The following is an 18866-nucleotide window of genomic DNA, read 5'->3' on the forward strand; positions in this document are numbered from 1 at the left end:
TTAGAAAATACAATGCAACAAAATGGTAAAAAATACGCCGACTGCTTTACTCGCAGAAATACAGTCCATCATTATTGTTGTTTTCAGATGATAAAAAGCCTCACTGAAAAATCAATGAGGCTGAAGAGTTTTTTATTACACTGTTAATTATTGTTTTTGACAAGTACCCAACCGGTAAATGTTCTTCCATCCGGAAGTGTGATGACGTACCAGTAACTGGAAGTCGGGATTGGCCGTCCTGCAATAGTACCGTCCCAATCGATCTGCGTATTGGTGTTTTGCTCAAAAATCAAATACTGATAACGGTCAAACACTTTTACATTAGTCATTTTATTTCCGAATACATGAAGGTTTCTGATGATCCATCGGTCATTTTTGCCATCTCCGTTGGGTGTAATAGCGTTTTTAATATCCAGGATAACACCATCCTGTTTGATGATACACGTTCCTTCAAGATATCGCACATAGAAAGTGGTAATTCCTGTAGGCAGATTGTAGAACACATTTCCGGACTGCCAAGTTACGCCGTCTATAGAATAGACGATAGGCTGCGAACCTGTAGCGATAACGGTATAGCTGTTTCCGCTGGCTATGAGCTCCTTGATGACCGGAACATCGTAATGTTTTGCTTCAAAAGTGGTGGTGTAAGAACATCCGTTATCTGCCGTTACCGTTACTGAATAGGTTCCTACTGCAATACCTGTAACAGTATCGGTGGTGGAAACTACTTGTCCGGAAGGATTGGTCCAGATATACGATGTAATATTGAATCCCTGAACCTGTAATGTATATTTGAAATTACCGTCCGGACAGAAATACTGCGTAGGAATATCAAACATCGGCACTTTTTTCAGGGTAATTTTTATCGTTGCCATTTCAGGGCAGAATCCCTGAGCATTTACTTTTACATAAATCGTATTGGATCCTAAGTTCTGATTAAACTGATAACTGCCCGGATTGGAAATCGCATTGGTTCCCGCATTCAGATCTGCCAAACTCGGATAATATGTAAAGGTTGTACCGCTTCCGGTATAGATTTGCTGCTGAAACTGGGTTAAATCGACATTTTCAATCCCGTTATTACCCGTGTCGCAGACATCATTCAAATTAAAAGGACCTGCATTCTGAAGCACTACTTTATCCCCTAAAATAAAGCTGATCGTCGCAATATCGTCACACCCGGGAATATTCTGAATTTTAACCCAAATCTGAGCCGGAAATGGCTGCGCCATAAAATTCTGCGGATTGGGAATGGCATTCACATTATTCTGCGCATCCTGTTGGGTAAGATAAAAACTGAATGTATTCATCGGATTCGGAATATCTACATACAGATTGGTAAAATTCAACAGGTTGACTTCATAGCTTCCATCAAGATTATTATCGCAAACCATAATGGTAGAATTGATGGCTTTCGGAGGAAAATAAGTGTTCAGCTGAATAGGTGCCACAGAGAAACATCCTGTAGAATTGGCCTGGAATCTTGCCCAAACCTGTACCGTTGAGACATTGGTCGTTATCGTATTTCCTATTTGAGTCGACGGAACACCTGCATTGGCTTCTGCGGCTGTAAGATAATACGAAATAGTGATCCCGGATAGTGAATAGGTATTCTGAGCCGGTATAAACATCTGCGAAACCGCATCATTCAGCTGGAATGTCTCACTCAGATTAAAATCTTCGTCACAAGTATTTAAAACTGCATTTTGTAACACAACAGGTGGCAAAAATGTCATTTGAATATTCAATTGAGACGCAGAAAAACACTCGCCGCTGTTCGATTGTACTTTTACATATACCGTCGCATTGCCCTGTACCGGAAACTGTGCAGGATCTGTAATCTGTCCTGAAAAAGTATGAGCCGCCGCATCATAAGAAGTATAATAAGTAAACGTTACAGCGGAAGATCCACTGTAGATCTGAGGTTGGGATAAGGTAAGATTGTAGATTTCGATCCCGTCATTATTATTGTCACAGATATTGTTTAGTGCTACATTCACCGTCGCATTAACTGCCGGAGTTGAACTCAACGAAAAGCTGACCGGATAAATCTGCACACAATTGTACGAGGTTATTTTAGCGAAAATCTGATTATTTCCTGTTATTGTTGCATTTGTAATAGGATTGGTTCCTGACTGTGCATTAGCGAGGGTCTGATAAAACAATACTGTTGCATTCTGAGTCCCAATGATCGCTCCCGTAAATGGGGTTAAAGCAACATTTTCCGTATTATCATTATTAAAATCACAAATACTGAAATTAGAAGCTACAATTACAGGATGAACCAGGTGAACATTTAATGCTCTAATTGTATAGCAATCATCAGACTGTTCGAAACGTACGTAATAGGTTGTGGTAACCAAATCACCATTGGTGGTTACAGTCTGATTGGGCGAAATAGGATTTATCCCGAATGACGCGTCTGCATAAGATGCATAAAATTCTACAACAGGCACGGAAGCTGGCTGAACCAGCATATTAGTAGAAAGTGCCTGTAGATTGAAGCTGATATCATCGGTTCCGTTAAAGCAAATGTATTCATTTTTTTCATTGACTTTAATTTCTGTAAAGGTTACGTCCATATTCACCTGAACCACCGTAAAACATCCACCCGGAATTTCTACCCGTACAAATATCTGATAAATTCCTTTTTTTATGGTACTTAAATTAGCTCCTACCCCACTAAAAGCTTCTGCATAGGTGTTATACGCAACAAAAGTAGCGCCCGGCTGAGTAGAAATTAAAGGCCCCAAAGTGAGACTGTAATCAAACGGTTCTGAATTATCTGCGTTGATATCACAGACCGTATATTGATAATTGATTGGTGAATTGGCATTGACACCCGGCTTTAACTGAAGTGTAAGTGGCCCCAATACATAGGTGCATGCTGCATCCTGAACTCTTACCCATATTTGTGCAGAACCTGTAATATTGGTTGTAAGAATAGGATTCGTATTGTTTTGCGCATTATTCTGAGTCTGATGATACGAAATCCCGGTCGTTCCTGCCGGAAGAATCTGAGAATTAAGCAGGGTTAAATCATATCCGTTTTCTACCCCGTTATTATTGGTATCACAAACTTCAACTAGATTTTTTAGCAGGTTTTTACTGAGAAAATTAAGGGTAAGAACGGCTACTCTGAAACATCCGGGAACCGAAGGGTTCTGAATTCTTACATACAATATCGCATTGGCATTAAGAATGTAGGTTGTAGACAATGCATTCTGGCCTGACTGTGCATCCTGAAGTGTAGAATGGAATGTAAAATTAAAATTGGCGGGATTCTGTGAAGTCAGATTGGGTTTAAAACTGTTAAGATCTATGTTCACAGGAGTGTTTCCACAAAAATTCTGACTGTAATTTTTTGCGACCGGATAGGAAGCATCAAAATCGATAATAAAATCATCGGTGAAGGTAAGAAAACTGTTTCCGCACGCATTGAATTTTACAGTTGCCGTATAGGTTTCGTTTTGTGTAGGACAGACATTGGTCTGAACTCCGGTGGCTATAACCTGTGCTGCAGAATTTGACCATGTTACTTCAGGCAAAATGGTATTTCCGGTGGGACTGAAACGGTAGGCTTCCTGCAGCGCCTCCCAGTTTCCTGTATTTCTTGCAGCAGGAGAATATCCTAAAGTTCCGTCGTTATTCATAATTCCGATGAGCGCATTCTCAAACTTCCTGGTTGCACAGGGAGTCAGTTTTTTCTCTACGAAGACTTCTACAATATTGGTTGTTTCATGCAAAACAATCTGTGAAGAAGAGCGGTCTGTACAGCCGGCCACCCTGCCTTCATAGAAATTGACCACAAATTTTCTGTATGGTGCCGTTCCTATGGTAGAATAATAAATTTCTGAAGCATCTGATGTGGAAAACACCAAATCGTGATACACCCCGAAAATTGAATTTTTGGGCAAATTTACATTTGGGTTTTGCCAAAAAACATTAGGGTAATTGATATTTCCTAGTTGACTGGCATCAAAAGTTACCATCCCGTTTGAACCTACAACCAATGAATTAAAATTCTGACTGAAAAAGCAGAATGAAAACGGAAGATCCAGTTTTACGGCAAAAAGATCATCAAAATTGGCATTCAGCGCAGTCCCCTGATTTAAAGGAATCGCAGGATTGTATACTTCGGATGTTACGGCATACGTATTGGTCTCTTTAATTGTAGGGTATTCTACATGAAGCAGCTTACAGCCATTTGCATCCAGATCATTGGTACACGAAACATGAAAATTTTCATTCCCCGAAGCATCTTTCACCTTTACCTGAAGCGGAGCCTGCCCAAATAGATAGGTGGCAATGAATAATATGATAACAGATAGATTTTTTTTCATAAAGATTTGGCATTAAATTATAATCCTGATCATAATTGACTTTTGTTAAAGCCTTGTTAAAATTACCATTTTTTTATTACAAATAAAGTAATCATAAATATTTTTTTATCAATAATTAATATTATATTCACATAAAAAAAGCCATCTCGCAAGAGACAGCTTTATACTTTAAATTGTTGTTAGGTGATGATGTCATCATTTTCTTCCTCATGATCGTCTTCATTATCACTTTCGCTGTAAAAATCATTTTCTTCATCCGGAAGCTGATTGGTAATCTGCTCAAAATTATCATCATCTTCTGCTCCGGGTATATCCAATCCGTAAGGCATTCCATCATTCACATGATTGGCATTGATAATAGGATTTCCATCACCATCTAGCGGAATATGCTTTTCTCTGTTAAAAATATCTTCACTCGGGCTGTAATCCATCTCTTCCAAGTTTTTTTCCTGCTCATAAGAGTTATTGTCTTCCTGTATCATAATAATTCTGTTTAGTGTTTTTAAACGATGTCAAAAATGATTCCAAGCTGAAGGTAACTTTTAAATTTTATAGATTTTTTTATATAATACATTCAAGAAGACATGAGATCTTTTACTTTAACCTGATCAATTCGCCTTTACGTTTTACGATATTTTTATAATCCCATTGTATTTCATGTGATTTTATGAGCCATCGTTTGAGATCATCTTCATTAAATTCTTTTATGTTATTGAAAAATACAGAAGCATCTTTAAACTTTGCTCCTTCAATATTGAGTTTTGGTTCGCCGAATGATTTTCCGCTCCAAAACATCAGGCGGATTCCTTTTTTCTGTATGCTGTATCCTACAACGGGGTTTCCTTCCAGAAACCAGACCGGATGCGAATGCCAGATTTTGTTTTCAGCATTATTTAATTCACGATCGATTACCGAAGAAAGAACCATGCAAATTTCACGTTGTGATTCGGGTACAACCGAATTATAGTTTACAATATCAGGATGTATCATTATTATTTACTCGTATTATTCAGCATGGGAACAAATTTATAGGCCCCAAACTCTTCTTTTTCGATTTCCGTAAGTGAAATTTTCGTGAATCTGTATAAGACCTGTTCGTCAGTAAGTCCGAGAGGAATCACCATTTTACCGCCCACTTTCAGCTGTTTTAATAATTCTGTAGGCAATACAGACGCTCCGCACGTCACAATGATCTTATCGAATGGCGCAAAGGTAGGAAGCCCCGCAAAACCATCTCCAAAACTCTGAAACTTCGGATGCAGGTGAAGCTCTCTGAACTTTTTTTTAGAAAAATCAAACAGATCTTTTTGTCTCTCTATCGTGTACACCAGACCTTTCATTGCTAATAAAACAGCCGTCTGATAACCGCAGCCTGTTCCTATTTCCAATACTTTTTCACCCGGCTTCAGCTGGAGCAATTCTGACTGTTCAGCAACAGTAGATGGATGCGAAATGGTTTGATGGGATAAGATCGGAAAAGCACGGTCTTCATACGCAAAATCTTCAAAAATGCTTTCGATGAAAACGTGTCTGGGAACTTCATTGATGGCTGCAAGTACATTTTCATCAGAAATACCGATTTTATGGCGGAGATATTCAACCAAAATTTTTCTTTTTCCTTTATGTGCGAAAGAATCCTGCATTTATATAGCGTTGTATTGAGTTTTTACAAAAATAGGAAAACAATCATTACCTATCAACCTAAACCGATCATCTGCATCCTAATCCCTAAAATTACTATCTTTACAAAAATTAAAAGCTATGTTAAAAGCAGGTTTGGTAGGCGCCGGACATTTAGGAAAAATACATCTGAAGCTTCTTAATCAGTCGGATAAATATGATTTAGTCGGTTTCCACGATAAAGATATTGAAAACGGGAAAAAACTAGAAGCTGAATTCGGATATCCTTTTTTTGAAAACCTGGATGATCTGATGGACAAAATCGATATGCTGGATATTGTAACGCCTACGCTTTATCACTACGATTATGCTTTGAAGGCAATCAATAAAGGGCTGCATTTTTTTATTGAAAAACCGGTTACTCAGACTCTGGAGCAGGCTGAAGAAATTCTGTACAAATGCCGTGAATATGGGATCAAAGCTCAGGTAGGTCATGTTGAGAGATACAATCCTGCATTTATCGGGGCTAAAGATTATATTCAGAATCCGATGTTTATAGAAATTCACCGTTTGGCTGAATTCAATCCCCGTGGAACAGATGTTTCTGTGGTTTTAGACTTAATGATTCATGATCTGGATATTTTGTTGAGTGTAGTAAAATCAAAAGTGAAAAAAATTCACGCAAGCGGCGTTTGTGTAGTCAGCAAAACTCCGGACATTACCAATGCCAGAATTGAATTTGAAAACGGATGTGTTGCCAATCTTACGACCTCAAGGATTTCTATGAAGGCCATGCGAAAAAGCCGTTTTTTCCAGAAAGACGCTTATATATCTGTTGATTTTTTAGAGAAAAAAGCGGAGGTTATCCGAATGCAAGATGCGCCTGAAAACCCTACTCCATTTGATATGATCATTGAAAATGCAGATGGTGAAAAAAACCAGATTTTATTTGAATATCCAAATATACAGCCGAATAATGCAATCTTGGATGAGCTGAATTCTTTTGCCGATGCGATTATGGAACATAAAAATGTAGAAGTTTCTCTGGAAGACGGAACGGAAGCATTAAAAGTAGCATTGGAGATTATGAAACTGATTTCTTAGTTTTTAATACACAACAATATACTTTTATATTTTTTAAACATCTATATAAACGGGCTTTAGCCCGTTTTTTTATTTAACACAAATCAAATGGCTTTAGCCAAAACTTAATCTTCTTTTAAATTAGATTGAAAAAATTGCTCATCAAAATTTAATCCTTTTCATTATTATTTTAATTTCCATTCAATTATTTTTAAATATATTTGTGATTATCTAAAATAAATTTCTAAATAATCTCCTAACATTTGTAAACCAACAACTATGAAAAAAGCTATCATTATATCCGCACTTTTATTGTCTCAATTTGGGACATCACAATTACTCAAAACGCAAGGTCAAAAAATTGTAAACGATAAAGGCGAAAATATTCAGTTAAGAGGTTTAGGATTAGGCGGATGGATGCTGCAGGAAGGATATATGCTGAAAACTGCAGATTTTGCGGGCCCGCAATATAAAATTAAAGAAAAAATTGCAGAATTGGTCGGCCAAGAGGGGATGAATGCATTTTATAAAGCCTACTTAAAAAATGGTATTACAAAACAGGATATAGATTTCTTGAAAAAAGCGGGATTCAACTCAATAAGACTTCCGATGCATTACAATTTATATACATTACCCATCGAAAAAGAGCCAGTAAAAGGGCAAAACACATGGCTTGAAGAAGGCTTTGGAATGACTGATGATCTGCTGAAATGGTGTGCAGACAATAAAATGTATTTGATTTTAGACCTTCATGCAGCTCCGGGCGGACAAGGAAATGATGTCAATATTTCTGACAATGATAAATCAAAACCGTCACTTTGGGAAAGTGAAGAAAATCAGAAAAAGACCATCGCACTTTGGAAAAAACTGGCCGAAAAGTACAAAAATGAAGTCTGGATTGGTGGTTATGATCTCATTAATGAACCCAACATCAACTTTACCGGACAAAACAAAAACGGTACCGACGAAATGTCAAATGCCCCGCTCTGGAAATTGCAGAAAGACATTACAGAAGCCATTCGTGCGGTTGATAAAAAGCATATCATCATCATTGAAGGGAACGGTTGGGGAAATAACTACAACGGTTTAACATCACTTTGGGACAACAATATGGTGTTCAGCTTCCATAAATACTGGAACTATAATAATGATGAAACCCTAAAATTTGCTTTAGATTTAAGACAGAAATACAATACTCCGATCTGGCTGGGAGAAACCGGAGAAAATTCCAATGTGTGGTTTACAGAACTCATTCAGCTATTAGATAAGCATAATATCGGATATGCGTTCTGGCCTATGAAAAAGATTGATAACATCGCCGGAATTACCAATGTAAAAATAACTCCCGAATATCAAAAACTGTTAGATTATTGGAAAAACGGCGGTGAAAAACCATCAAAAGAATTTGCGACAAAGACTTTAATGAAAATCGCAGATAACTATGCATTCAGCAATGTTGAAATTAAGAATGATATTATTGATGCGATGTTCAGACAGACCATGGAAAATTCAACCAAACCATTTAAAAGTCATCAGGTTCCGGGAAGAATTTTTGCTTCGGAATATGATTTGGGAAGGATGAATTCTGCTTATTATGATAAAGATTTCGTTAATCTTTGGGTGAGTGACCAGGCTAAAAGATCTGAGTGGAATTCCGGGAACCAGATGAGAAACGACGGAGTGGATATTTATCCGTGTAATGATAAAATCAGTAATCAGTATTATGTCGGAAAAACGGAAACCGGAGAATGGCTACAATATACAATCTCTTCAAAAGCAGAAAAACAATATAGCGTGAGCATTCGATATGCAAGCAGCAATGATTCAAAAATACGGATTGAGGACGCTTCCGGAAAGCAGTTAGCCACTATTTCACTGCCTTCCACCGGAGGAAATGAAAACTGGAAAACCATTACCACAAAAGAACTTACCCTCAAAAAAGCTGAAAATAAAATAAGGCTCTATTTTGAAAATGACGGCCTCAACATTAATTATTTTGAAGTTAATTAAAAATTTTAAGTACAGTTCAGATAATTTTAAGTATTTTTCAGAAAAATAATAACTATTATGGAAACACAATCTCCTTTTGAGCAATTTGATGAATTAAGGATCGACAGCGCTGCAAAAACTTTTCTTATAGAAGCAGCAAAATGGACTACATTTTTAGCCATATTGGGCTATATCGGAATAGGCTTTATGATTCTTGCCGCTCTGCTTATGATGACTTTAGGAGCCTCAATGAGTTCCTACAACAGCATGATGCCGATGGGTGGCGGTATTTTATTTTCACTGATTTACCTTGCATTGGCGGCTTTTTATTTTTTCCCTATCAATTATTTATACAAATTTTCTTCAAATATGAAATCTGCTTTGCGCAACAATAATCAGGCAGCACTTACTAAAGCATTTGAATATCTGAAATCACATTATAAGTTTATAGGAATCCTTACAATTGTTCTGTTTGCCATTTACATTATCGCCATTTTAGGCGCAATGGTGGTAGGATTCAGCAATATGAGATAAACATATTTTTTTAAATTAAACTTAAAATATATTAAATTGCAAGTCCCTTTTAGCTTCTAAAAGGGACTTTTTTAAATTAAATATTATGAAAAAAATAAGCTTGTTTTTTCTTTTGATCTCAACATTGATGATTGCACAACAATCTGCTCTGGAACAAAAGATCAATGTCATAATCAAAGACAAAAAAGCTACTGTGGGCATCTCTGTTTTAGGCTTTGAAAATGGTTTTACTTATAATAAAAACGCCGATAAAAAACTTCCGATGCAAAGTGTCTTCAAATTTCATATTGCGGCGGCAGTTTTAGATTTTGTTGATCAGGGGAAATTGTCTCTGGATCAGAAAATTTTACTGGACCAGTCTAATTTATTAGAAAATACATGGTCGCCGCTCCGCGAAAAATATCCTAACGGAAATGTAGAAGTTCCGCTGAACGAAATCCTGGAAATGACCGTTGCAAGAAGTGACAATAACGGCTGCGATATAATGCTAAAATTATTGGGAGGGCCACAAACGGTTCAGAAATTTATGGATTCCAAAGGCGTAAAAGGATTTCAGATAAAATACAATGAAGCAGCCATGCATAATGACTGGAGTGTACAATATGAAAACTACTGTACGGTGCTTTCGGCTGTTGATGTCCTGAAAAAATTCTTTGAAGGAAAACTTTTATCGAAAAAATCTACTGATTATCTGATGAAGGTCATGCTGTCTACATCAACCGGGCTGAATAAATTAATTGAACAGCTTCCAAAAGGAACTCCTGTCGCACGAAAAACGGGAGCTTCAGGAAAAAACGATGCCGGTTTAACAGGTGCTGAAAATGAAATCGCAATCGTTACTTTACCCAATGGAAAACATTACGCGATCGCTGTATTTGTAAGCAATTCTATGGAATCTGACGCGGTAAACTGTAAAATGATTTCTGATATTTCTAAAGCAGTTTGGGATGATTTTAATAAGTAAATTTTAAAGCTTATTTTTAACCCTCATAAAATGGAATTTCAATGGGGCATATTATTTGTCCTTTGATAGTAATCATTTAAAACAAATTAAAAATGAAAAAATTATTAATAATAGTCAGCATTTTAAGCTTTACATTCTTTTTTTCGCAGAAAAATGAAAACTATTTACAGGTCAGTTATGGAAGTATTTGCTGCGGAACGCCTTCTACAGATCCGGTAATGAATTATGTAAGCCAGTTCCAGAAAAAAAACAAACTGAAAACACTTGAAATACTCAGACAGAACGGTTTAGGAAGAGAAGGAGAATTTCGTTTGTACATAGGAATTGATCCTCTTTCAAAAACCAGAAAAGCCAGCTTTATGAAAGGCTTACAGTCAGTTATAGATACCCAAAACAACAACAGAAAGAAAAACAGAGACGGGTTTGTAGGTTTTGAGGGAGAAATCATTAAAAAAGCTGATCTGTCACAAAATTTAACGATTTATAAAAAATAAAGAAAAAATGATCAAAAACATTGTAGTTATCGGAGCAGGAACCATGGGAAACGGGATTGCACATACATTCGCACAAAGCGGTTTTCGTGTAAATCTGGTAGATGTATCGCAGGATGCACTCGATAAAGGATTAAAAACCATTACCACCAATCTTGACAGAATAATTGCAAAGGGAAACCTTTCAGAAGAACAAAAAACAGAAACATTAGGAAATATTAAAACGTTTACGGCATTGCAGGATGCCGTGACCGATGCTGATCTTGTGGTGGAAGCGGCTACGGAAAATCAGGACCTGAAGCTGAAAATATTTGCCCAGATGGACGAATTTGCGCCCGAAAACTGCATTTTATCTACCAATACTTCTTCAATTTCGATTACAAAAATCGCGGCGGCCACCAAAAGAGCAGATAAAGTGATCGGGATGCATTTTATGAATCCGGTTCCGATTATGAAACTTGTTGAGATCATCAAAGGCTACTCTACTTCTAAAGAAACCTTTGATTCTATTTATGAAATGAGTAAAACCCTGGGTAAAGTACCTGTCGAAGTAAATGATTATCCGGGTTTTGTGGCCAACAGAATCTTAATGCCGATGATCAATGAATCAATCGAAACATTATATAACGGCGTTGCAGGTGTAGAAGAAATTGATACCGTAATGAAACTCGGGATGGCACATCCGATGGGACCGCTGCAACTGGCAGATTTTATTGGTCTTGATGTTTGTTTAGCCATTTTAAATGTTATGTACGACGGTTTCAAAAACCCGAAATACGCTCCAAACCCATTACTGGTAAATATGGTTATGGCAGGAAAATTAGGAGTGAAATCAGGAGAAGGTTTCTATGATTATTCAGAAAGCAAAAAGGCTGAAAAAGTGTCAAAAATGTTTTTAAAATAATCTTTGCTATCCATTTTGAATTATAAGTTATAAATTTGGCTGCTCTTCATTTGCAACCAATGAAAATTAAAGAAAAATACATTCAGATTAGTTTGGTCATCATTACTGTATTGATGACCATTTTGCGTTTTTTACTTAATGAAAAAGGAAGAGTCACGCCAGATTCTATACGATTTTTACGATTTGCGAAAGTTTTCCCTACGATTGATAATACCATTACGCCTTTAGGATACCCTTTAAGCATAAAATTTTTTACCTTTTTTGGATCTGATGAATTTTGGGGGAGCAAAATTGTAGGAATTTCCTCTTTGCTTTTCATCATTTTTTACGCCTGGAAAAAAGATTTTTACCTAAAAGAAACCGTAATCGCATGTTCATTATTTAGTTTTGTCAGTATTTTTTCATCCACCTTAAGCGAAGCATTCACACTGCCTTTTGTTTTGATTCTTCTGTATGTTTCTCATCGAACGATTGAAGGCCAGCTGAATTACCGGAAAGCTCTTTTCTATATATCAATTATTTTAATTTTGTTATATAATATCCGATACAGCGCCTTGTTTTTAGTAGCCGGAACAGGATTATTCGGATTGCTTTCTTTCAGGAAAAAATATGGTCCGATTTTTATGTATTCGGCTGCAGCAGCCTGTGTATATATAATTGCTTATAAGCTATTATTTATTGATTATTTTAATGAAAACTATATTCAGCAGTCTCTCGAAATAGGATTGAAACCAACATCAACACTCCTTCCGGAATTATTTTCAGGATTGGCGACAAGTTTTAACCCTTTTGTACACATTTCAAATCCCGGAGGCGGAATGATCAACTACGGAATTTACAGCGTTGGAGTTCTGAATATTTTGCTGATCATTTTTCTTTTTACCAGATTTACGCTCTCAGAATCCGAAGTATACATGATCACGATCGGAATTACTGGCATTATATGCACTTATTTTGTGCAATATTTTTATTGGATAGACGCAATAGATTACAGATTGCTTGCTCCTTTCAGTTTTCCGGTCTGGCTGGTTTTTTTTAAAAAACTGTTTCGTCTATTCGGAATCAAGACTTACATTATGGGAGCTTTAAGCATCGTGACAGGAATGACTTTTACATGGATGTCGAGAGGATTCTATCTTGAAAACAGGAAAGAAATCGAACGCTACCTTCATTCAGAAAATCTGGAAAAAGTACCGCTCCTGTTTTATACAGACGATATCGAAAATCTTGAAAATGTGCAGATTGCGGAACTTATCAGTACGGTAAATCCTCATATTGATTTTACCGAAAAACCCGGAGATACGCTAAAAAAAACAACACTTACCCCTCATAAAGTTTTACAAAAAATTAAAATCGACAAGAATAAATATCAATAATTTTATTTATCTTTGAGAAAGTTTAAACATTAAAAAAATGAAATTACCAAAGTTTTTATTAGCAGACAATTCGGAATTTCCTGAAGATTTATTTGTAGTACATACAGAATATCCAAGATTCATCCTGAATGTTGAGGAAGAAGAAGTTGAATGGCTGGATGATCTGGAAGGCGATGATGAAGAAACCATGGCAGATGAGGCTACAAAGGTTGTAGAAGCTGCATTCAAATGGTGTGATGAAGAGCTGGCAAAATATGACGAAGAAGAGGAAGAATAATCAATACTTATTACTCATAAAAAAAAGGAACTCAGATCTGAGTTCCTTTTTTTATTCTGCTTTATTAAATTTCAATAATAACAGATTATCCTGATATAATTCTAAAGTATTGCCTGAAACTACATATTTGTTGGCTTTCTGCATCATACTCATAAAATTTTGTTCAACACTCATATTTTCACAGGCCATTTTGGTAGATCCCATCTGAGAAGCGGTAAATGTACCTGCAGCTGCATCTGTCGATAATGTTCCGAAATAGCTGTTGCAACCTGCATTTCCGTTTACTTTTGCTCCATCAATATTCAGAGTCGGGGTTTTTCCCTTTACGTTATCTGCCAAAACCCATTTGGTAGCCGCAATTGAAGGTTGAGATTTTCCAACTTTAGATGTTGAATTTGCCATCGTTCCGCATGACGCCAAAAAAGCGACAGTACATATACTTAAAAAAAGATTTTTCATTATTTCTTTTGATTTACTCAAATTTACGGAAATTATCCTATCCAAAGGATACTCATAATTAATTTATGATAATATTATAAATTCTAAAGACGCAATTCACTGAACTCTTGATAACTTTTGACAGTTTTATATATTGAGAATTGATCAACCCTTCCAGCGTTTTAAAACGCTGGAAGGGTTTCCAAAATTAATGAAGCTGTTTATATCAATATATCGCATAAAAAAACGGGCTAAAGCCCGTTTCTTATTTATTTTTTCAAATCATTATGATCGTAGTTCTGCGTTGAATTCTTTTTGGAATGATTTAATTAAAGAATCCATCACTTCAGAAATTTCTTTCTCTTCGAGTGTTTTTTCCTCATTTAACAATTCAAAGCTCATCGCATAAGATTTTTTACCTTCCGGAAGGTTTTTACCTTCATAAACATCAAACAGGTTGATGGTTTTAATAAATGGAGATTTATTCTTTTTTGCCGTCTGATATAATTCCTGATAGGTAATATTTTTATCGATAAGAAGCGCTAGATCTCTTCTGATTTTATTAAATTTCGGAATGTCTTTAAACTTCAGTTCGTTCTTTACACGCAACAACTGCGCAAGTTCCAGTTCTATTTCTGCATAAAAGCAATCCTGATCGATATCGAAATCCTTTAACATTTGAGGAGCTGCTTTTCCTAGTTTCACCAAGATTTTTCCTGCTGCTTCAAACGCCAAAGCATCAGAAAATCGTTCATCAGATATTGCCGTTTCTTTGTAATCTATTCCTAATTTTTGCAAAAGCACTTTCACGTAAGCTTTTAAATCATAAAAACTTGTAGCTGATTTTGGCTGCAGCCAGTTTTCAGAGACATTTCTTCCGGTTACTAAAATCGCCAGCTGTTTCCGTTCCGCATATTTTTTTTCTGAGCCTGCCGGACTTTTATGATAAATTTTTCCAAATTCGAAAAATTTAATATCCTGATTTTTTCTGTTGATATTATAAACCGCATTCTGCAGAAGCCCTTCCATAAGGGATTTTCTCATGAAAGCCAGATCATTGCTTAAAGGATTAAGTAATTTTACCGCATCCGTTTCATCTTTTACTGAAGTAAGGGAATTATTCATGACTTCGTTGAAGCCTAAGCTCTGTAAGGATCTTGCCCAACTGTTTTCCAACTCATCCTGATCATTTGAATCAAGTTTTACCGGCGTGAAAGAAAATTTTTGAGGAGCATCAATTTTATTATATCCATAGATCCTGAGGATTTCTTCAATCACATCGATTTCGCGGGTAACATCTGCTCTATATGAAGGCACGGAGATTTCATAACCGTTCTGAATCTCATTTAAAACCTGAATTTCAAGTGCTTTTAAAATCTCTTTTACTTTTTCTCTATGGATTTTTGTTCCTAAAATCTGCTCTATTTTTGAGAATCTGATGATCACATAATGATCTTCAATTTTTTTAGGATATTCTTCCAGTAATTCTCCTGCCAGATTTCCTCCGGTCAGTTCCAGGATTAACTTGATGGCATGAGTAATCGCTGTTTTTGTCATATGCGGATCTACCCCTCTTTCAAATCTGAAGGAAGCATCGGTATTTAAACCGTGGGATTTTGCGGCTTTACGGATCGCAACGGGGTTAAAATATGCGCTTTCCAGGAAAATGGTTTTGGTTTCACCGGAAACTCCCGATTCAGCACCACCGAAAACTCCGGCAATACACATCGGATTATCTTTTCCATCTTTAATGATAATTTCAGAACCTTTCAGGGTTCTTTCAACACCGTCTAAAGTGGTAAATTTTGTCCCTTCCTTTACTGTTCCTACCTTTATTTTCTGATCTGCAATCTTGTCCGCATCAAAAGCGTGTAAAGGCTGTCCCAAACCATGAAGAATGTAATTGGTACAGTCAACTACATTGTTAATCGGAGCCAATCCGATTGCTTTTAACCTGTCTTTAAGCCAAGACGGAGATTCTGCAACGTTTACATTTTCAATTACGGCTCCGATATATCTTGGGGTAAGTTCGGCATCTTCAATTTCTAATGTAAAATTATTTTTACCTTCACATTCTATAGAAACAGGAGAAATTTTTTCAAACTGGGATTTTTGCTGATTGGTTGATAAATAAGCATGAAGATCTCTTGCAACGCCATAGTGAGACATTGCATCTGTACGGTTGGGCGTCAATCCGATTTCAAATACATCATCATTTACCAATTCAAAATATTCTGAGAAATTACTTCCAACTTCATATTTTGCTTCATCCAAAACCATAATTCCACCGTGATCATCACTGAGACCAAGCTCATCTTCTGCGCAGATCATCCCTTGCGAAACTTCTCCTCTGATTTTCGCTTCTTTGATCTGAAAAAAGTTGCCGGTTTTATCATAGATTCTGGTTCCTACGGTTGCAACGGGCACCGTTTGTCCGGCTTCCACATTCGGGGCTCCGCAAACGATATGTAAAATTTTACCGTTGCCTACATCAACTGTTGTTTTCTTCAGTTTATCAGCATTGGGATGTTTTTCACAGGTCAACACTTTGCTTACTACAATCCCTTCAAGACTTCCCTGTATGCTTTCAAATTTCTCAATTCCTTCAACTTCAAGACCGATATCTGTAAGAAATTCTCCTATCTTTTCGGATTTCAGTTCTGTTTTTATATAATCTTGAAGCCAGTTGTTTGATATTTTCATTCGTATTCTATCTGTTATTTTAAGATGATGCCCCACTAATGGGTACACTTTCTTTAAAAATTTTAATCTGAATTTTTCGCTTACAAATGTCGTGTTTTTTTGATAAATAAAGAAATTTATATCTCATGACAATTCAAATTTATTATTGTCATTTCTTAAACAATCTACGTGATCACAAAGCAAGTTGTGATAAAATTGTATCACACCATAACATTAGAACCGATTATAATTTAAATTAAAACTTAAATCTTTCCAATCCCCTGAAAATGGTACATCTGTGAAATCTCTGCATTATTGCTTCTATGAATTTTTCTATCATATCCTTATTTTTAAAGTTAACTGATACCGTACAATTGCAAATAGAAGACCATAGATTAATCTATGGCCTATATTTATCAGTTTCACTAAAAATCATTCTTGTTTTCGGTGATTGATTATAAAACAAAAAGGCTGAAAAAATCAGCCTTTATAATATGTATATGATGAAAATTACAATCCGATCACCGGCATAGATAACATCAGTATATTCTCGTTTTCTTCAAGCCCGTCTAAAGGTTCGATGATTCCAGGTCTGTTGGGTTGAGACATTTTCATGGTGATATCGTCTGCTCCGAGAATGCTCAGCATTTCCGTTAAAAATTTAGAACTGAAGCCGATATTGATATCCTCTCCGTTGTAATCACAAGGAATCTGCATATCTGCTTTGTTTGCATATTCAGTATCTTCTGCGTGAAGGTGAAGAATGTTTGCAGACAATTTAAATCTTACCTGATTGGTAGATTTATTTGACATGATTGAGGCTCTTTTGATGGCACCCAACAAAAGGTTTCTGTTGATGGTCAAAACATTAGGATTTTCTTTAGGAATTACGGCTGTATAATTCGGGTATTTTCCGTCAATCAGCCTACAGATCCAGATGTGTTTTCCAAAAGTGAATTTGGCCATGTTCTCATTGAAGTCTATCGTAATGTCTTCATTTGAACTTGCCAATATATTTTTAAAGATATTCAGAGGTTTTTTAGGCATGATAAATTCCATAGGTTCAGGATTTATCAGGTCTGTTCTTTTATACACCACCAATCTGTGAGAATCGGTAGAGACAAAGTTTGTTTCCAATTCTCCAAACTGGAAAAGAACTCCTGTCATTACAGGGCGCAGAGAATCGTTGCTTGTCGCAAAAAGAGTATTTGTGAGTGCTTCAGACAAAACGCCTGCAGGCATTGTTACGCTTTGTGCCGCGTCAAATTCCGGTATTTCCGGGTAATCATCTGCATTATCCAGTGCTACTGCAAAATTATCTTTTTCATCTAAAATCTCAAGCTGGCTTCCTGTACCTTCCGCATTGTCTTTTACTGCCAAAGTCAGAGGCTGTTCGCCATATGTTTTTATAAAATCCTGAAAAATTTTGGCAGGAACTGCAAATCTTCCCGAATCATCAGATTTTACATCCAGGGAAGTCATCAATGTAGTTTCGCCGTCAGATGCGGTAATGGTAAGATTGTTTTCGTTTAACTCAAAAAGATAGTTTTCTAAGATAGGTCTAGATTGAGAACTTGATATTACGCCACTTACAGTTTGCAATGCTTTCTGAAGTTCACCACTTGAAATAATAAATTTCATAGATTTAAAATAAGTTTTTACAAATATAACAAATACAAAACAGATAGAAAAGAATAATACTCAGAGTTATTAACAACCATCAAAAGAATTTGTTTTTTCTGAAATTATTAATAAGTTATCTTTGCATATATCTATTTTTAAAAATGCGTAAACCTGCCATTCATAAAAGTTTCCTACATGCTTTCCGGGGTATTTTCTGGATGTTGAAATCTGAAAGGAACTTCCAGATTGAGCTTTTGGCATTTGCGGTCAATATTTTCTTAATTTTTTACTTGAAGGTTACCACTGTGGATGCACTTTTGATTCTGATGGTTTCTTTTGGCGTTTTAGCGGCTGAGATTTTCAACACAGCAATCGAAAAAATATGCGATATCATACAGCCTGAATTCGATAAAAGAATAGGTTTTATTAAAGATATTTCGGCAGGTGCGGTAGTTTTGATGGCAATTGCTTCTATAGTGGTGGGAATTTCTGTGTATTGGAAATATATTTGCTAATGCAAAAATTATTACAATTCGTTTTAT

General features: G+C 36.2%; 16 protein-coding genes. 9 read left to right on the plus strand and 7 right to left on the minus strand.

Going from position 1 to position 18866, the window contains the following annotated elements:
* Positions 1-143 precede the first annotated feature (143 nt).
* The 4 genes from N0B16_RS06000 to N0B16_RS06015 all read right to left on the minus strand — a co-directional run bounded on the left by N0B16_RS06000 (position 144) and on the right by N0B16_RS06015 (position 5986).
* Positions 144-4343, minus strand: a complete 4200-nt coding sequence (locus tag N0B16_RS06000) for an FIDD domain-containing protein (RefSeq protein WP_262989822.1) — start codon at positions 4341-4343, stop codon at positions 144-146.
* 179 nt (positions 4344-4522) lie between these two features.
* Positions 4523-4825 (minus strand): hypothetical protein, encoded by a 303-nt coding sequence (locus N0B16_RS06005; protein WP_262989823.1) that lies wholly within the window; start codon positions 4823-4825, stop codon positions 4523-4525.
* 112 nt (positions 4826-4937) lie between these two features.
* Complete coding sequence (locus N0B16_RS06010) at positions 4938-5333, minus strand: DUF1801 domain-containing protein (protein ID WP_262989824.1); 396 nt, start codon at positions 5331-5333, stop codon at positions 4938-4940.
* A 2-nt stretch (positions 5334-5335) separates the two neighbouring features.
* The gene (locus N0B16_RS06015; protein WP_262989825.1) at positions 5336-5986 is read right to left on the minus strand and encodes a protein-L-isoaspartate(D-aspartate) O-methyltransferase; all 651 of its coding nucleotides are present in this window, start codon (positions 5984-5986) and stop codon (positions 5336-5338) included.
* Between the two features lie 118 nt (positions 5987-6104).
* Here N0B16_RS06015 and N0B16_RS06020 point away from each other — a divergent pair, with 118 nt between their 5' ends.
* From N0B16_RS06020 to N0B16_RS06055, 8 genes are all read left to right on the plus strand, one after another.
* The gene (locus N0B16_RS06020; RefSeq protein WP_262989827.1) at positions 6105-7067 is read left to right on the plus strand and encodes a Gfo/Idh/MocA family protein; all 963 of its coding nucleotides are present in this window, start codon (positions 6105-6107) and stop codon (positions 7065-7067) included.
* Positions 7068-7325: 258 nt separating this feature from the next.
* The gene (locus N0B16_RS06025; protein WP_262989828.1) at positions 7326-9056 is read left to right on the plus strand and encodes a cellulase family glycosylhydrolase; all 1731 of its coding nucleotides are present in this window, start codon (positions 7326-7328) and stop codon (positions 9054-9056) included.
* 57 nt (positions 9057-9113) lie between these two features.
* The gene (locus N0B16_RS06030; protein ID WP_262989829.1) at positions 9114-9569 is read left to right on the plus strand and encodes a DUF5362 family protein; all 456 of its coding nucleotides are present in this window, start codon (positions 9114-9116) and stop codon (positions 9567-9569) included.
* A gap of 85 nt (positions 9570-9654) precedes the next feature.
* Positions 9655-10533 carry a CGA/CIA family class A beta-lactamase gene (bla-A, locus tag N0B16_RS06035; RefSeq protein ID WP_262989830.1) on the plus strand — a complete coding sequence of 293 codons (879 nt, stop codon included), beginning with the start codon at positions 9655-9657 and terminating at the stop codon, positions 10531-10533.
* Between the two features lie 92 nt (positions 10534-10625).
* A complete protein-coding gene (locus N0B16_RS06040; RefSeq protein ID WP_262989831.1) occupies positions 10626-11027 on the plus strand; it encodes a hypothetical protein in 402 nt (133 codons plus the stop codon).
* 10 nt (positions 11028-11037) lie between these two features.
* Entirely contained in the window at positions 11038-11928 is an 891-nt protein-coding gene (locus N0B16_RS06045) for a 3-hydroxybutyryl-CoA dehydrogenase (protein WP_262989984.1), read from the plus strand.
* Positions 11929-11987: 59 nt separating this feature from the next.
* Positions 11988-13304 (plus strand): hypothetical protein, encoded by a 1317-nt coding sequence (locus N0B16_RS06050; RefSeq protein ID WP_262989832.1) that lies wholly within the window; start codon positions 11988-11990, stop codon positions 13302-13304.
* 37 nt (positions 13305-13341) lie between these two features.
* Entirely contained in the window at positions 13342-13581 is a 240-nt protein-coding gene (locus tag N0B16_RS06055; RefSeq protein ID WP_007845674.1) for a DUF8828 family protein, read from the plus strand.
* A 51-nt stretch (positions 13582-13632) separates the two neighbouring features.
* On the opposite strand, the gene N0B16_RS06060 is transcribed toward N0B16_RS06055, so the two are convergent.
* The 3 genes from N0B16_RS06060 to dnaN all read right to left on the minus strand — a co-directional run bounded on the left by N0B16_RS06060 (position 13633) and on the right by dnaN (position 18342).
* A complete protein-coding gene (locus N0B16_RS06060; RefSeq protein WP_262989833.1) occupies positions 13633-14040 on the minus strand; it encodes an META domain-containing protein in 408 nt (135 codons plus the stop codon).
* Positions 14041-14304: 264 nt separating this feature from the next.
* Positions 14305-16722 (minus strand): phenylalanine--tRNA ligase subunit beta, encoded by a 2418-nt coding sequence (pheT, locus tag N0B16_RS06065; RefSeq protein ID WP_262989834.1) that lies wholly within the window; start codon positions 16720-16722, stop codon positions 14305-14307.
* Between the two features lie 489 nt (positions 16723-17211).
* Positions 17212-18342, minus strand: a complete 1131-nt coding sequence (dnaN, locus tag N0B16_RS06070; protein ID WP_262989835.1) for a DNA polymerase III subunit beta — start codon at positions 18340-18342, stop codon at positions 17212-17214.
* 143 nt (positions 18343-18485) lie between these two features.
* Between dnaN and N0B16_RS06075 the strand changes: the two genes are divergently transcribed.
* A complete protein-coding gene (locus tag N0B16_RS06075; protein WP_262989836.1) occupies positions 18486-18839 on the plus strand; it encodes a diacylglycerol kinase family protein in 354 nt (117 codons plus the stop codon).
* Positions 18840-18866: the final 27 nt, after the last annotated feature.

The organism is Chryseobacterium gilvum (assembly GCF_025628965.1).
In the GTDB taxonomy this organism is placed as follows: domain Bacteria; phylum Bacteroidota; class Bacteroidia; order Flavobacteriales; family Weeksellaceae; genus Chryseobacterium; species Chryseobacterium gilvum.

Bases quoted from the DNA above. Each gene is read 5' to 3' on its own strand.
- N0B16_RS06000 (WP_262989822.1), bottom strand. From the start codon at position 4,343: ATGAAAAAAAATCTATCTGTTATCATATTATTCATTGCCACCTATCTA.
- N0B16_RS06005 (WP_262989823.1), bottom strand. From the start codon at position 4,825: ATGATACAGGAAGACAATAACTCTTATGAGCAGGAAAAAAACTTGGAA.
- N0B16_RS06010 (WP_262989824.1), bottom strand. From the start codon at position 5,333: ATGATACATCCTGATATTGTAAACTATAATTCGGTTGTACCCGAATCA.
- N0B16_RS06015 (WP_262989825.1), bottom strand. From the start codon at position 5,986: ATGCAGGATTCTTTCGCACATAAAGGAAAAAGAAAAATTTTGGTTGAA.
- N0B16_RS06020 (WP_262989827.1), top strand. From the start codon at position 6,105: ATGTTAAAAGCAGGTTTGGTAGGCGCCGGACATTTAGGAAAAATACAT.
- N0B16_RS06025 (WP_262989828.1), top strand. From the start codon at position 7,326: ATGAAAAAAGCTATCATTATATCCGCACTTTTATTGTCTCAATTTGGG.
- N0B16_RS06030 (WP_262989829.1), top strand. From the start codon at position 9,114: ATGGAAACACAATCTCCTTTTGAGCAATTTGATGAATTAAGGATCGAC.
- bla-A (WP_262989830.1), top strand. From the start codon at position 9,655: ATGAAAAAAATAAGCTTGTTTTTTCTTTTGATCTCAACATTGATGATT.
- N0B16_RS06040 (WP_262989831.1), top strand. From the start codon at position 10,626: ATGAAAAAATTATTAATAATAGTCAGCATTTTAAGCTTTACATTCTTT.
- N0B16_RS06050 (WP_262989832.1), top strand. From the start codon at position 11,988: ATGAAAATTAAAGAAAAATACATTCAGATTAGTTTGGTCATCATTACT.
- N0B16_RS06055 (WP_007845674.1), top strand. From the start codon at position 13,342: ATGAAATTACCAAAGTTTTTATTAGCAGACAATTCGGAATTTCCTGAA.
- N0B16_RS06060 (WP_262989833.1), bottom strand. From the start codon at position 14,040: ATGAAAAATCTTTTTTTAAGTATATGTACTGTCGCTTTTTTGGCGTCA.
- pheT (WP_262989834.1), bottom strand. From the start codon at position 16,722: ATGAAAATATCAAACAACTGGCTTCAAGATTATATAAAAACAGAACTG.
- dnaN (WP_262989835.1), bottom strand. From the start codon at position 18,342: ATGAAATTTATTATTTCAAGTGGTGAACTTCAGAAAGCATTGCAAACT.
- N0B16_RS06075 (WP_262989836.1), top strand. From the start codon at position 18,486: ATGCGTAAACCTGCCATTCATAAAAGTTTCCTACATGCTTTCCGGGGT.